This window comes from Streptomyces cadmiisoli (genome assembly GCF_003261055.1).
GTDB classification, from domain to species: Bacteria; Actinomycetota; Actinomycetes; order Streptomycetales; family Streptomycetaceae; genus Streptomyces; species Streptomyces cadmiisoli.
Map to the genome: position 1 here is coordinate 664,286 of NZ_CP030074.1, position 12,800 is coordinate 677,085.

Annotated in this window: 9 protein-coding genes and 1 pseudogene; 3 read left to right on the forward strand and 7 right to left on the reverse strand. The window is 70.5% G+C overall.

All coding sequences use genetic code 11. The features are described 5' to 3' along the window. Positions 1–15 precede the first annotated feature (15 nt). Positions 16–888: a helix-turn-helix domain-containing protein gene (locus DN051_RS43540; RefSeq protein ID WP_112443239.1), complete on the reverse strand. Its 873-nt coding sequence runs from the start codon at positions 886–888 to the stop codon at positions 16–18. A 145-nt stretch (positions 889–1,033) separates the two neighbouring features. Here DN051_RS43540 and DN051_RS43545 point away from each other — a divergent pair. Next, positions 1,034–1,169, forward strand: a pseudogene (locus tag DN051_RS43545) (GNAT family N-acetyltransferase); the annotation flags it as partial. 12 nt (positions 1,170–1,181) lie between these two features. On the opposite strand, the gene DN051_RS43550 reads toward DN051_RS43545, so the two are convergent. Next, on the reverse strand, positions 1,182–1,646 hold the full coding sequence (locus DN051_RS43550; RefSeq protein ID WP_112443240.1) for a MarR family winged helix-turn-helix transcriptional regulator: 465 nt from the start codon (positions 1,644–1,646) through the stop codon (positions 1,182–1,184). Positions 1,647–1,762: 116 nt separating this feature from the next. On the opposite strand from DN051_RS43550, the gene DN051_RS43555 reads away from it, so the two are divergent. After that, positions 1,763–2,527 carry an SDR family NAD(P)-dependent oxidoreductase gene (locus tag DN051_RS43555; protein ID WP_112443241.1) on the forward strand — a complete coding sequence of 255 codons (765 nt, stop codon included), beginning with the start codon at positions 1,763–1,765 and terminating at the stop codon, positions 2,525–2,527. A 150-nt stretch (positions 2,528–2,677) separates the two neighbouring features. On the opposite strand, the gene DN051_RS47425 is transcribed toward DN051_RS43555, so the two are convergent. From DN051_RS47425 to DN051_RS43575, 4 genes are all read right to left on the reverse strand, one after another. Beyond that, positions 2,678–6,388: a S8 family serine peptidase gene (locus DN051_RS47425; protein WP_162625205.1), complete on the reverse strand. Its 3,711-nt coding sequence runs from the start codon at positions 6,386–6,388 to the stop codon at positions 2,678–2,680. A 541-nt stretch (positions 6,389–6,929) separates the two neighbouring features. Beyond that, positions 6,930–8,414, reverse strand: coding sequence for a dihydrolipoyl dehydrogenase family protein (locus DN051_RS43565; RefSeq protein WP_112438039.1), 1,485 nt, complete (start codon positions 8,412–8,414; stop codon positions 6,930–6,932). Positions 8,415–8,772: 358 nt separating this feature from the next. Continuing rightward, positions 8,773–9,243: a VOC family protein gene (locus tag DN051_RS43570; RefSeq protein ID WP_112443243.1), complete on the reverse strand. Its 471-nt coding sequence runs from the start codon at positions 9,241–9,243 to the stop codon at positions 8,773–8,775. Positions 9,244–9,571: 328 nt separating this feature from the next. Beyond that, positions 9,572–10,582 (reverse strand): NADP-dependent oxidoreductase, encoded by a 1,011-nt coding sequence (locus DN051_RS43575; RefSeq protein ID WP_199315034.1) that lies wholly within the window; start codon positions 10,580–10,582, stop codon positions 9,572–9,574. 109 nt (positions 10,583–10,691) lie between these two features. Here DN051_RS43575 and DN051_RS43580 point away from each other — a divergent pair, with 109 nt between their 5' ends. Next, positions 10,692–11,285, forward strand: a complete 594-nt coding sequence (locus tag DN051_RS43580; RefSeq protein ID WP_053756913.1) for a TetR/AcrR family transcriptional regulator — start codon at positions 10,692–10,694, stop codon at positions 11,283–11,285. 445 nt (positions 11,286–11,730) lie between these two features. On the opposite strand, the gene DN051_RS43585 is transcribed toward DN051_RS43580, so the two are convergent. Further along, a complete protein-coding gene (locus DN051_RS43585; RefSeq protein ID WP_112443244.1) occupies positions 11,731–12,393 on the reverse strand; it encodes a deoxynucleoside kinase in 663 nt (220 codons plus the stop codon). Between the last annotated feature and the right edge of the window lie 407 nt (positions 12,394–12,800).

The window sequence follows — 12,800 nt, forward strand, 5'->3', positions numbered from 1 at the left end:
GCGGCCGCCGCCCTCTCACCCCTCGCGGCGCACGACGGCCGGGGTGGTGCCCAGACGGGCGCGCATCACCCTGGTCAGGTGCTCCTGATGGGAGAACCCGCACGCGATGGCCACCTGCCTGATCGGCGCCGACCCGGTGCGCAGCAGCCGGCACGCGTGGTCCAGGCGAAGCCCCAGTACGTACTGGTGCGGGGACTGGCCCGTACTCGCGCGGAACTGGCGGGTGAACTGACTGACGCTGAGCGAGGCGGCGGCGGCCAGGTCCGCGACCGGCAGCGGGTCGGCCAGCCGCGCCGCGATCAGGTCCCGCACGGCGGTGAGCTGCCGGGCGGAGAGCCCGGAGCGGACGGGGACCCGCCCGGCCGCCGGGCGGGCGGCGTGCCGCCGGGCGAGCTGCGCGGCCAGCATGCCGGTCAGGTGGTCCACGTACGTGCGGGCCGACGGCTCCCAGCGGCGCACCACGACATCCAGCGCGATCATGAGCTGTTCGGCGAGGGGATCGGTGGCACCCAGTTCCTCGGACAGCTCGACGGGCCGCCCTTCGTTGGCCTCGCGCAACGCCTGGTCCGTCAGATAGGCGTGCACCGTGTCCAGCGAGCCCCCCAGCTCGACGTTCAGCTCCCGGCCGAGCGGCTGAAGGAACAGTCCACCGGCCGGGACGGTTCGCGACCGTGCCGCACTGCCCTCACCCCGGCACACGGTGACCGGGCCGCTGAGGTGCAGGATGAGCAGATGAGTGGGAGCGGGTTCGAACCTCGCCCGGTAGGCCTGCTCCTTCTGCGCGGAGACGTAGAGGTGCTCCCATCCGAACCCCGCGCTGCTGTACCTCGGCCGCACACCGGGCAGGCGCAGCATGCCCACCGTGTCAGTCAGTCCGAGTTCCGCCACGGTGCGACCTCCTCGGGCACCATCGAGCCAGATCTAGTTGAATGCTAAATCATAGCGAATCGCGGCGCAGAGGTCGCTGCTGTCTTTCTGGCGGTGGCGCCGGAGATCACCGCCGCCGCGCCCGACCAGGGTGACCCACCCGGGCCGGCAGGGCGTGCTCAGCGCGATGATGCGGCATCAACTCGCCGAGCTGCGGACCCGTGGGGACTTCCTCTCCGTGCTGCTGGCCTCCGAGGCCCCGACCTACGGCAGATTCGGCTACGGACCGGCGACCTGCACAGGGGCGCCCGGGTTCAGTGCTCGGGTGACTCCTCCGTGCATCGCACGACGCCGTTCGTGGCCCGGTGCAGCAGGAGGTACAGGGTCTGGCGCTGTTCGGCGTCGAGTGCTGCGAGGACCTCGTCCTCGACCGCCGCCACGGCGGCCTCCGCCTCCGCCAGACGCTCGCGGCCATCAGGAGTGATCTCCACTACATGACGGCGGCGGTCCTGCGGCGAGCGCCGCCGTTCGACCAGACCCGCCGCCTCCAGTTCGTTGAGCAGCCCCACGACGTTCGTCCCGTCCATGTCCAGGGTCTCGGCCATGGCCTGCTGCGCACTGGCTCCCCTGTCCCGCAGCACGGTCAGGGCGACGACATGGCGCGGGCGGAGGTTGAGCGGGGCCAGTGCGACCTCTGCGCGCAGCCGGGTCCGGCGCGCCAGGTAGTCGAGCAGCGGTGCGGACCGCCCCGGCTGCCCCGCCACGAAGTGGAGAGTCATTCATCAAGTATAGCTGTTTGACAATTCATCTATGCAGCACAAACTATTGCCCGATTAGATAAGGCTGATGCTGCACAAGGCACGCACGGCCCGGCATGGAAAGAGGGAGACCGGTCATGGGCCGTTTCGAAGGTCAGACGGTGATGGTCACCGGCGGTGCCCGTGGCATGGGAGAGAGCCATGTGCGGGGCTTCGCCGCCGAGGGGGCCTCGGTGCTCATCGCCGACGTCCTGGACGACGAAGGACGCGCACTCGCGGCGGAGCTCGGCGACCGTACGCTGTTCCAGCACCTCGACGTCACCAGCGAGGACCAGTGGACCGCCGCCGTCGCGGCGGCGGAGGAGGCATTCGGCCCGGTCTCCGTCCTGGTCAACAACGCGGGCATCATGGTGCCCGGCACCATCGAGGAGACCGACCTGGTCACCTGGCAGCGAGTGCTCGACGTGAACCTCACCGGCCAGTTCCTCGGCATCCGCGCCGTGATCCCCTCGATGCGCGCGGCGGGTGGCGGCTCGATCGTCAACGTGTCGTCGGTCGTCGGCCTGACGGGCGCCGCGTCGCTCGGCTCCTACGTCGCCAGCAAGTGGGGCGGGCGGGGCCTGACCAAGACGGCCGCGCTCGAACTCGGGCGTGACAACATCCGGGTCAACTCGGTCCACCCCGGCTTCATCCGCACCCCGATGACCGACCCGAAGCGCTCCGAGGGAACTCCGGAGGGTGTTTCCGCCGACAACCCCACAGCCGCCTTCGCCATTCCGCGCAAGGCCGAGCCTGAGGAGGTCACCCGTCAGGTTCTCTTCATCGCCTCGGCCGAGGCGGGCTTCTCCACCGGCTCCGAGTTCGTGATCGACGGCGGACTGCTGCTGGGACCGGCTCTCTGAGAGCCGCGGATCATGGGCTGCGGGAGCCCGCCGCCCCCGCGAACCACTGAGCAGCAGCCGTACCGACGGCGCGGAAGGACAGAGTCCGCGCCGTCGGCAAGTGATGCTTTCCCGTGCGGGTGGTTCCCGTACGGGGGTCTCTGAGTGTGGTTAGTGTGCGGTGCGCCAGTGCGGCCATTCCGGCGCGTACCCGCACCAGTGGGCGGGGCAGCCGACGCGGTAGGCGCGGGTGACCGTTTCGGTGAGCGACGCTCCGGAACGGTCCTCCGCGGTCACCTTCAGGGAGACCCAGCCGGACTCGAGTGCCGGTACGGTCACCTGCCGCTCGTTTCCGTGGCCGCGGGTGGTGGTGGGCCTCCAGGTGGCGCCGTCATCGGTGGAGTAGCGGACCGTGACCCGGCTGATGTCCGTGCGGCCGTGCGTGCCGGCCTGTGGGGCGAGTGCGAGTCCGAAGGTGTACGCGCGGTCCGCGGGCACGGAGTTGTCGCCGTCGAGCCCGCCCATGTCGTAGCGGGTGTCGAGGAGTGCCAGCGGCCGCTCGCCGGTGGTGTGCTCGGACCGGAACCGCCAGGTGTCGGAGACATGGGTGCCCAATGACCAGTCGGAGTGGTCGCGGTGGGCGGTCGACGTGAGCTCGTACCACTGCCCGCGCGCGGGGACGTCGAAGACCCCTTGCCCCGGCTCGTCGTTGCGGGCCAGCACCCGGCCCGAGCCGTCACGCAGCACTGTCTGTCCGGACTCGAGGTCGCGTGCGGGGTCGGAGCGGTGGCCGGCCGCGTCGGAGAACATCGGCAGCGCGAGCCGTAGCTTGTTCCCGTTGCGGGTGGCTTGTGCCCGCCCGTCGAGACCTGTGACCGACAGTGAGGGGTTGAAGGGGCCGGTGAGCCAGTTGTCGCTGGTGGTGCGACCCCTGCGGTAGACGGTCGGGTCGGTGTACTGGGCGCCGAGGGCTCCGACGTGGTCGAGCATGTATTCGTAGGTGGCCGTGGTCCAGGGCACGCCGGGTGTGTAGTAGGCCGTGATCCGGTCCGGGGCTCTGAACGCCGTGGACTGCTGTGCCAGGTTCAGGCCGTCGTGCGTGGCCCAGGCGTACAGGCTCTTGGGGTCGTTGGGGAAGCCGGTGGTGCGCAGGCTGTGCTCGCCCCTGGCGAGGTCGGCGCGGCGGTCCTGCCAGTGTGCGCCGGCGGGGATGCCGTTGTCGTGGGTGTGGAAGGTGAAGTACGCCCGGTCGGCGTTGCGTTCGCCGTTGATGCGCAGGGTGACATCACCCTGGGCGAGCCGGGCGCGCAGCAGCTGGACACCGTGCGCGCTGATGCCGAGCGTGGGGTCGGCGGGGTCGACCGACGCCGAGCCCGCCAGGAGGATCGCTGCCGGCTGCCGCGCCTTGATCGCGGCATAGCGTCGGTCGGCTTCCTCCCAGGGCAGGCTCCAGTCCGGTTCGTAGAGCACGATCCGGTCCTTGAGGTCGAGTCCTTCGAGGTCCTTGCCGGTACCGGCGTCGGTGACCTTCTCATCGAGGTCCCACTCGAAGCGCTGCCAGGACACGAGCTGTACGGGGATGTCGACGGGGCCGCCGCCCGAGGTGGTGGTGGCCAGGACGTAGGGCTTCTCCCAGGACGCGGCGGAGAAGTACGTCAGTCCGGGGATGCGGCCGCTGCCGACCGCGTGCGTGGTGTAGTCCCCGTTGTAGAGCGGTGCGACGAGCCCGGCGGGGGCGCCCTGGCCGGTCGTCGAGACGAGGCCGGCGGCCGACCCGTATTCGTTGATCCGCATGTCCGGGTCGTCGAGGCCCATCGTGACCGGCTTCGCGGCCGACAGATCGGTCTTCAGGGTCCGATCGCCGGTCAGAGAGACGCGCCGGGCGACGACGACGGACCGGGCGGGCACGCTGACCGTGCCGTGGCGGACGTACTCCCACGCACCGCCGAAAACGCGGTAGTCGCCGACCGGGAGCCGGAGCTGTTGCGGCCCGCCGGTGAGGTCGACGAGTTCTTCCTCGCCGGTCTTCTCGTTCTGCACCACCAGGTTGGTGTACGTCGTGTCGACGCCGGGCCGCTCGGTGCCGGGTTCGAGGGTCAGTGTCGCGCTGGGGCCTTCCGCGTCGACGCCCACGGGCGTGCGTACGGTGGCGCCGTCACTGCCGCGCGCGGTGACCCAGGCGCTGTGGACTCCGGGCTTCGCGGCCGCGGCGTCGACACGGATCACGGCCCGGGCCGAGCCGCCGGCCGGGACCGTGAGCTTGCGCGTTTCGACGGCGACCGGTGCCGTACCGGCGACGGACAGGGCCAGGCGAACGTCCTTGCCGCCGTTGTTGCGGTACGTCACGGTGCGGGTGACGTCGCCTCGGTAGGGCCAGGCCAGTTCGGCGGAGACGGCGGCCGGGACGGCGGTGATCCCGGACGCCAGCGCGCCGGGTACGTCGACGCTGCCGGCGCCCTGCTCGTACACCCCCGCGCCGTCGACCGGGTCGGCCGAGGCGACCAGCGCCGCTTTCAGCTGCCGGGCGTCGAAGGAGGGGTGCTTCTGCTTGAGGACGGCGGCGGCTCCCGCGACGTGCGGGGTCGCCATCGACGTGCCGCTGATCGTCGCGTAGAACTCGCTGTCGGCCGCGGAGTCCAGGGTGCCCGCGGCACGGGCGGCGGTGATCGCGCTGCCCGGCGCGGTGATCTCGGGCTTGACGCCGCCGTCGGTCACGGCCGGACCGCGAGAGGAGAACGACGACATGGCGCCGTTCTTGGTGATCGATCCGACGGTCAGAGCGCTGGGCGCGGCCGCGGGCGAGCCGATGGTGCGCGGCGCGCCCTCGTTGCCGGCGGCGACGACGAACAGCGGCCCGCCGTCGGCCGACAAGGTCTCGACCGCCTGGGACAGCGGGTCACTGCCGTCGCTCGGGCCGCTGGTGCCCAGGCTCATGGAGACGATGTCGGCGCCTTGGGCGACGGCCCACTGCATGCCCTCGAGGATCCAGCTGATGTCCCCGGAGCCGCCCCCGTCGAGAACCTTGCCGACCAGGAGGCCGGCCCCGGGCGCCACGCCCTTGTACCGCCCCGAGGAGGCCGCGCCGCTGCCGGCGACGGTCGAGGCGACGTGCGTACCGTGACCGTTCAGGTCGGCGGCGCTCTCGTCCCAGGTGAAGTTCTTCTCGGCGATGACCTTGTTCTTCAGGTCGGGGTGGTCCGGGTCGTAGCCGGTGTCGAGGACGGCCACCTTCACGCCCTTGCCGTTCAGGCCCTTGGCCCACGCGGCGGGCGCGCCGGTCATGGCGACGGAGCGGTCCAGGCTCGCCTCCACCTTGGCGTCCAGCCACAGCTTGCCGGACACAGCGGCGCGCGACGTGCCGTCGGCGGCAGACAGGAAGCCCCGCCAGGCCGTCGCCGCCTCCGACTTGCGCACCGTGCGCGCCGTCAGCCCGAGCGCCGGGAACGTCTCCCGCTGCGCCGATCCGCGCAAGGCGCGCCCGGCCTGCGCCGTCGCGATGAGCGGGATGTCGGCGCGGGCGGCGTCGTCGAAGCCCTGCGCGACGAGCCCGGTGACGTCGAAGAGCTGCCGGTCGAGCCGGCCGGCGCCGAGCGCCTGCGTCGCGTCCACGGGAATCACGTATTCGTGGCCGCCCGCCCTGATACGGGTGAACGCGATGTGCTCACGTCCTCGGGCCGGGGTGACCCCGGTGACCTGGATGGCGCTGCCGCTGCCGGTGAACGCGACGCGGTCGCCGCTGACCAGGGTGACGGTGCGCTGCCCCGGCGCGGCCGCCGCAGGCACCATCGAACCGCCGGAACCGGAAACGGGGCTGGGGCCGGGTTCGGGCTCTGCTGCGGCCGGCAACCCGGCGGCCAGCATCGCCACTGCAGCGGCCGCCACCACGGCCGCTGTCCTCGATCTGGATCTCATCTGCTGAACCAACTCCCCGAGTCCGCACGGTGAACGGCCGGCATCCGAACCGACTGTTCGTCGAAGCCTTCGTCTACCGGGAGAAGTTGACGCAGCAACAGAGATCAACACGGCGCATCGTCGCCATGTCACATGATCGCCAACGGTGCGCGGGGCCGCAGGGGCTGCGCAGGCGGCTGGGTGTCGTGTCCGATGCGCGGTACGGGTGGTGAGCGGTGGCTGCGCGGAGGGGCACCCGCGATACGACTGCGCCCCCAGCCGCGGTACGTCATGGATGTCGGGGCCGGCTGTATCAGCCGGCCCCGACCGGACCATCGACCACAGAGCCCCGACCAGGGGCACGAGGTGGGCACCAAATTCTTGGTGGGGGTCGTGGTCAGGCCGACCAGGCTGCGCGATGTGCGCCTGCGGTCGAACGGTCAGCCGGGGGAGGCAGTTCGCTGACCCGTAGACGGCCGTGGAATGACCCGGTGGCGGTCGGGACCGCCCCGGATTCAGGCCGAAGTGATGCTCAGCCGCGGTAGGTCTCCAGCAGGCGCAGCCAGATTTCGCCGAGGGTGGGGAAGGCGGGGACGGCGTGCCAGAGGCGGTCGAGGGGGACTTCGCCGGCGACGGCGATGGTGGCGGAGTGGACGAGTTCGCCGACGCCGGGGCCGGCGAAGGTGATGCCGACGACGGTGTTGCGGTCGGTGTCGACGAGCATGCGGGCGTGGCCGCGGTAGTCCTCGCCGTACTGGTGGGCGCCGGCGACGTGGGCGAGGTTGTAGTCGACGGTCTTGATGGGGCGTCCGCTGTGTTCGGCTTCGCGGCTGGTCAGGCCGACGGCGGCGACTTCGGGGGTGGTGAAGACGACCTGGGGGACGGCGGTGTGGTCGGCGGTGGCGACGTGGGTGCCCCAGGGGGTGGTGTCGAGGGGCTGTCGGTTGGCGCGGGCGCCGATGGCGGCGCCGGCGATGCGGGCCTGGTATTTGCCCTGGTGGGTCATCAGGGCGCGGCGGTTGACGTCGCCGACGGCGTAGAGCCAGCCGCCGTCGATGGCGGTGACCTGGAAGGTGTCGTCGACGGTGAGCCAGTCGCCGGGTGTCAGGCCGACGGTTTCCAGGCCGAGGTCGCGGGTCTGGGGGGCGCGGCCGGTGGCGAGGAGGATCTCGTCGGCGGTGAGCTGTCCGCCGTCGGACAGGGTGATCCGTATCTCGCCGCTCGCGCCGCTCTCGCCGTTCGCGCTGTTTGCGCTGTGTGCGCTGTGTGCGTTGTTGTCGCGGGTCAGGGAGGAGACGGTGGTGTTGAAGCGGATGTCGACGCCTGCTTCGCGCAGTCCGTCGGCGACGAGTTCGCCGGCGAAGGGTTCCATGCGCTCCAGGAGGCTGTTCTCGAGGACGAGCATGGTGACCTGGGAGCCGAGGGCCTGCCAGGCGGTGGCCATCTCGACGGCGACGACGCCGCCGCCGACGACGGCGAGGCGGCCGGGGACCTTGTCGGCGCTGGTGGCTTCGCGGCTGGTCCAGGGGCGGACGGTGTCGAGTCCGGGGATGGGGGGCAGGGCTGCGCGGGTGCCGGTGGAGACGGCGACGGCGTGGCGGGCGGTCAGTGCGACGGTGTCGCCTTCGGGGGTCTGTACGGCTACTTGCTTGGGGCCGGTGAGGCGGCCGTGGCCGCGGACGAGGTCGACGGAGACGGAGTCGAGCCAGTCGACCTGGTCCTCGTCCTTCCAGTAGGAGGACATTTTGTCGCGGTGGGCGAGGACCGCGTCGACGTCGAGGGGGCCGGCGACGGCCGGGTCGAGGCCGGGTATTCGGCTTGCGTCGGCGCGGGCCACGACCGGTCGCAGCAGGGCTTTGCTGGGGTCGCAGGCCCAGAACGAGCACTCTCCGCCGAGGAGTTCGCGTTCCACGATCACGGCGCTCAGTCCCGCCGCGCGGGCGCGTTCGGCCACGTTCTCGCCGACCGGGCCACCGCCGATCACGATCACGTCGTAGATGCGGGCGGACTCGTTCATCACTGCTGCGTTGCTCACTGCTGGATTCCTCACTGGTTCGTTCCTCATTGCTTCGGTGACTCGGCCGGGCCTGCCGGCGGTCGCGGCGTATTGCGGGCCGCGTTTGCCGTTCCCCGCCGCCGGACGGCGCCGGGGTTGCCGTACCGCACGGGGCGGGGGCGGTCACCGGACGGGACGGTCCCGGCGGCGACGTCGTCCGCGGCCGCCGGGCCTTCGTCCAAGCCATGCGCACCCCGCGCGCCTACTTGGCGTGCGGTGCCGCCCTTCGGCCCGGACGGCGAGAACCGCCGGTCCGGGCCGATTCCCGTCCGGGCCGGACACGGCCCGTTGCGGCAGTTGGGCGCCGGCTCGTGGGTCGTCAGCGGCCGGGGTGGCGCTGCTTGATCTCCTGGATCACCCAGCCGTTGCCGTCCGGGTCGCTGAAGGTGAGGAAGGAGCCGTAGGAGGCGCGCTCGGGGTGCAGGCCGGCGAGCCGCTGCTGGCCGGGGCGGCGGTGGGTGACGTCGCCGCCCTCGTGGCCGTGGAAGAGGCCGCCTGCGTCGTGGAAGATCTCGCTGACCTCGATGCCGCGGCCGGTGAGCTCCGCGTGGGCTTCCTCGATGTCGTCGACGATGAGGTACAGGCCCTGGAGGGAGCCGGGGGCGAGGGGAGTCATCTCCTCGCCGAACATGATCGAGCACTCGGAGCCGGACGGCGTGAAGTGCACGATCCGGAAGTCCTCGCCGGCCGTGTAGTCGACGTCGAGGCGGAATCCGATCTTCTCGTAGAAGGCCTTGGCCCGGTCGATGTCAGAGACGGGCAGCACGATCATTTCGAGCTTGAGCTTCATGGGGGGTGTCCTTGCTGTGTGCGACGGTGGATCACGCGCAATGCGTCGCCTTTACGACGGTGGATCACGCGCGATGCGTCACCGGTTCAACAGGTGGTGGCGGCGGCCGGGACGTCTTGCTGTCCCACGGCTGCTGCTGTGGCGGACGGCGATGACGGCCAGAGAGGGCGCTCGTCCGTGCGGGAGCTCACCTGCCGTGCGGGAGGTCATCCGCCATGGGGATGGCTCGTCCGCAGTGGGGGCCGAGGTGGGAGGGCCGCGGTATGGGGTCCGCCGTGTGGGGGTGGCTCGTCCGCCGTGTTCCGCGCTTCGGCGCGGTGACTCGCGCTTAGGCGACGGTGAGAACGATCTTGCCCTGGACGTGGCCGCGGGCGGCGCGTTCGTGCGCGGCTCGGGCGTCGGCGAGTGCGAAGGTGCTGTCGATCGCGACGCGGACCGTGCCCGCGTCGAGCAGGCGTCCGAGTTCGGCGAGCTGCGTGCTGTTCGAGCGGACCTGGGTGCCGGTGACGGTGACACCCAGCTTCGCGGTCTCTTCTTCGTCGAATTCGCCGAAGAACACGGGGAACTGGGAGCCGCCCCGCTTGAGCGTGCGCAGGAAGCGCTTGCTGTCGGGCCCGCCGACGGTGTCGAGAACGAGATCGATGTCGTGCACGAGTTCCTCGGGGCGACTCTTGGTGTAGTCGATGAACTCGTCGGCGCCGAGTTCCTTCAGGAACGTTTCGTGCGCGCCCGACGCCACCGCGATGACGCGTGCGCCCTTCCATTTCGCCAGCTGCAGCGCGAAGTGCCCCACACCGCCCGCGGCACCATTGACGAGCACCGTCATGCCTGCGCGGAGCGGCACCGGACGGTGCTGGGCCGCCTGGAAGGGCGAGGGGTGGTCGTGTCCGAGCTCGATCAGGAACTGCCACGCGGTGAGCCCGGCCATGGGCGCCCCGGCGGCATGCACGTGATCGATGCCGGCCGGCTTGTGTGCGAGGTCCGACGCGGGCGCGGCCACGTACTGGGCGTACGTGCTGCCGTCGAAGCCGGGGAAGCGGAGGAGGCCGAAGACTTCATCACCGACGCGGAAGTCGTCCACGTCCGCGGCGACGGCCTCGACGACGCCGGACAGGTCCGTCCCCGGGATCACGGGCAGGCTGAACTTCGGCCTCACGTGCTCAGGCAGGTTGGACATCCCGTCGCGCAGGTACCAGTCGGGGGGATTGACACCGACCGCGTGCACGCGGACGAGCACCTCACCCGGCCCCGGCTCGGGAATCGGCACCTCGTCGTAGCGCAGAACTTCAGGGCCGCCGTGCTCATGGAGCCGGACCGCCCTCATCGTGTGTTTCGGCATCGTTTTCTCCTGCCCGCGCCGCGGGCTAGACTATTCGGATCAGCGATCCATATAAGTGGACCACTGATCCGAATATATGGACCACTGATCCGGAAGTCAAGAGGGACAGATGCGGGCCGACGCCAGAAAGAACCACGACCACCTGCTCGAGGTAGCGGGCGCCGCCATCACCGAGCAAGGCATCGACGTATCACTGCGCGACATCGCCCGCAGGGCCGGCGTCGGCCTCGCGACGCTGCTGCGCCACTTCCCGACCCGCGAAGCGCTGCTCGATGCCCTGCTCCGCACCAACTTCGACGAGCTGACCGCCAAAGCAGCCGCTCTCGAAACGTCCAGCTCGCCCGACGAAGCCCTCGCCTCGTGGCTGCGCGACTGTGTCGCCTGGACAACCGAATACCGGGGTGTGGTCGTGCTCATGGCAGCCGCCATCGACGATCCCGAGTCCGCGCTTCACGCCTCGTGCTCCACCCTGCGCGCGGCCGGCGCCCGGCTTCTCACCCGCGCCCAGGCCGCGGACAAGGCACGGACCGACATCGACGGCGTCGATCTGTTCGCGCTGGTATCGGCACTCGCCTGGCTAGGCGATCAGCGCTCGCTCGCGTCACGCGCCGACCACCTCTTCGACGTCGTCGCAAGCGCGATCCTGACCAGCGCGCCGAGCAGCGATGCCGGGGCGGAACGCGACCCTGTCGCCCGCAACTGAAAGCGCCGCGCACACGGACCGGCGAACTCGGCCACACGCTCGGCACAAGCCGAGCGGCACCGAGTTCGCCAAGGCGCTCACAGCCAGCCAGCCGCACCGAGCCACGAGGCACTCCCAGGAGCGGGTCGCGACCGCCGGGAACGGCTGACGAACGCACAAGCGCGCCAGCCGGTCACACCCTGGCCGCCACCCGACGTTCAGCCCTGCCCCCGGTCGCCGTACTCACCCGGCCCACGAGCAGCGAGCAGGCGCATGACCTGGCCGACGCACCCGCATTCGGCGACCGATATCGACAACTACCGATACCGGCAACTCTCAATTCGGAGCCACTGTCAGGGAGTTCATCCCAAAGCACCGAAGTGCTTCAGCCCCCTCGCCCTCTTCGTGGCCGGGATCACGCACGCCGGCAAGCGGTCAGGGTGGAGCCCCCGGCGTGGAACGCGCTTCAGGCCCGGCGCTCGGCCGCCGCCAGAGCGTCCTTGACCTCCTGCGCCACGCGCGCCGCGTCCTCGGGGTTGTTCACCACATCCGTGTGGTTCATGTCGACGACGAGGACCTCGCTGGCCGAGTAGTGCTTGTGCACCCAGTCGTCGTAGCCGGACCACAGCGCCCGGTAGTACTCGACGAGACTGTCGTCCTGCTCGAAATCGCGGCCCCGCAGCCCGATACGGCGCAGCACCGTATCGAAGTCCGCCTTGAGGTAGACCATGAGATCGGGTGCCTTGCGGTACGGCAGACCGTCGATCTCGCGCATCATCTCGTCGAGCAGCCCCTCGTACACCTGCATTTCGAGGGAGCTGATCCGGCCCAGGTCGTGATTGACCTTGGCGAAGTACCAGTCCTCGTAGATGGAGCGGTCCAGGACGTTGTCGCCCTGCTTGTACGCCTCCTTGATCGAGGCGAACCGCGTCCGCAGGAAGTAGAGCTGGAGCAGGAAGGGGTAGCGCTTCGCCTGGATCTCCTCGGGGCTCGCCGTGTAGAAGAGCGGCAGGATCGGATTGTCTTCCACGCTCTCGTAGAAGACTTCACTGCCCAGCTCCTTGGCGAGCAGTTCGGCCACACTCGTCTTGCCGATTCCGATCATGCCACCGACGCAGATCACGGGCATACCTCACTTCTCCCTGGGGGCCTTCTGTTCACTGGCTGGCGGGCTGAGCGCCCCACACCACTCAGACGCACCCCGGCGGTCACGTGATTCCCCCCGATCTTCATGATCAGCGTCACGTGGTCCCGTCCGGACCAAGGCCCTGACACAAGCCGCTCTCCTCGACCGGCCTGACCGTTCCGCAGCCGCCACGCACAGCGACGAGCCGCAGCCCCGCAGCCGCCCTGAAGCCTAAATGACGATCCGCCCCACCCCGGCCACCCGTGCGGCACCCCCACGGCAACATCTCCTACGGGGGCGTGGCACCACGAGCGCAACCACCCCCCGCCTCCCGCTCCCCGCTTCTGGTGCTGGTGACCGGCCGCGGCGGTCACTGCCACAGCCGGGCCTCCGGGCTCGGGCGCCGGACA

What these genes read in the sequence shown, in the direction of transcription:
- DN051_RS43550 (WP_112443240.1), bottom strand. Translation starts at nt 1,646, where the DNA reads ATGACTCTCCACTTCGTGGCGGGGCAGCCGGGGCGGTCCGCACCGCTG.
- DN051_RS43555 (WP_112443241.1), top strand. Translation starts at nt 1,763, where the DNA reads ATGGGCCGTTTCGAAGGTCAGACGGTGATGGTCACCGGCGGTGCCCGT.
- DN051_RS43585 (WP_112443244.1), bottom strand. Translation starts at nt 12,393, where the DNA reads ATGCCCGTGATCTGCGTCGGTGGCATGATCGGAATCGGCAAGACGAGT.
- DN051_RS43575 (WP_199315034.1), bottom strand. Translation starts at nt 10,582, where the DNA reads ATGCCGAAACACACGATGAGGGCGGTCCGGCTCCATGAGCACGGCGGC.
- DN051_RS43565 (WP_112438039.1), bottom strand. Translation starts at nt 8,414, where the DNA reads ATGAACGAGTCCGCCCGCATCTACGACGTGATCGTGATCGGCGGTGGC.
- DN051_RS43580 (WP_053756913.1), top strand. Translation starts at nt 10,692, where the DNA reads ATGCGGGCCGACGCCAGAAAGAACCACGACCACCTGCTCGAGGTAGCG.
- DN051_RS43570 (WP_112443243.1), bottom strand. Translation starts at nt 9,243, where the DNA reads ATGAAGCTCAAGCTCGAAATGATCGTGCTGCCCGTCTCTGACATCGAC.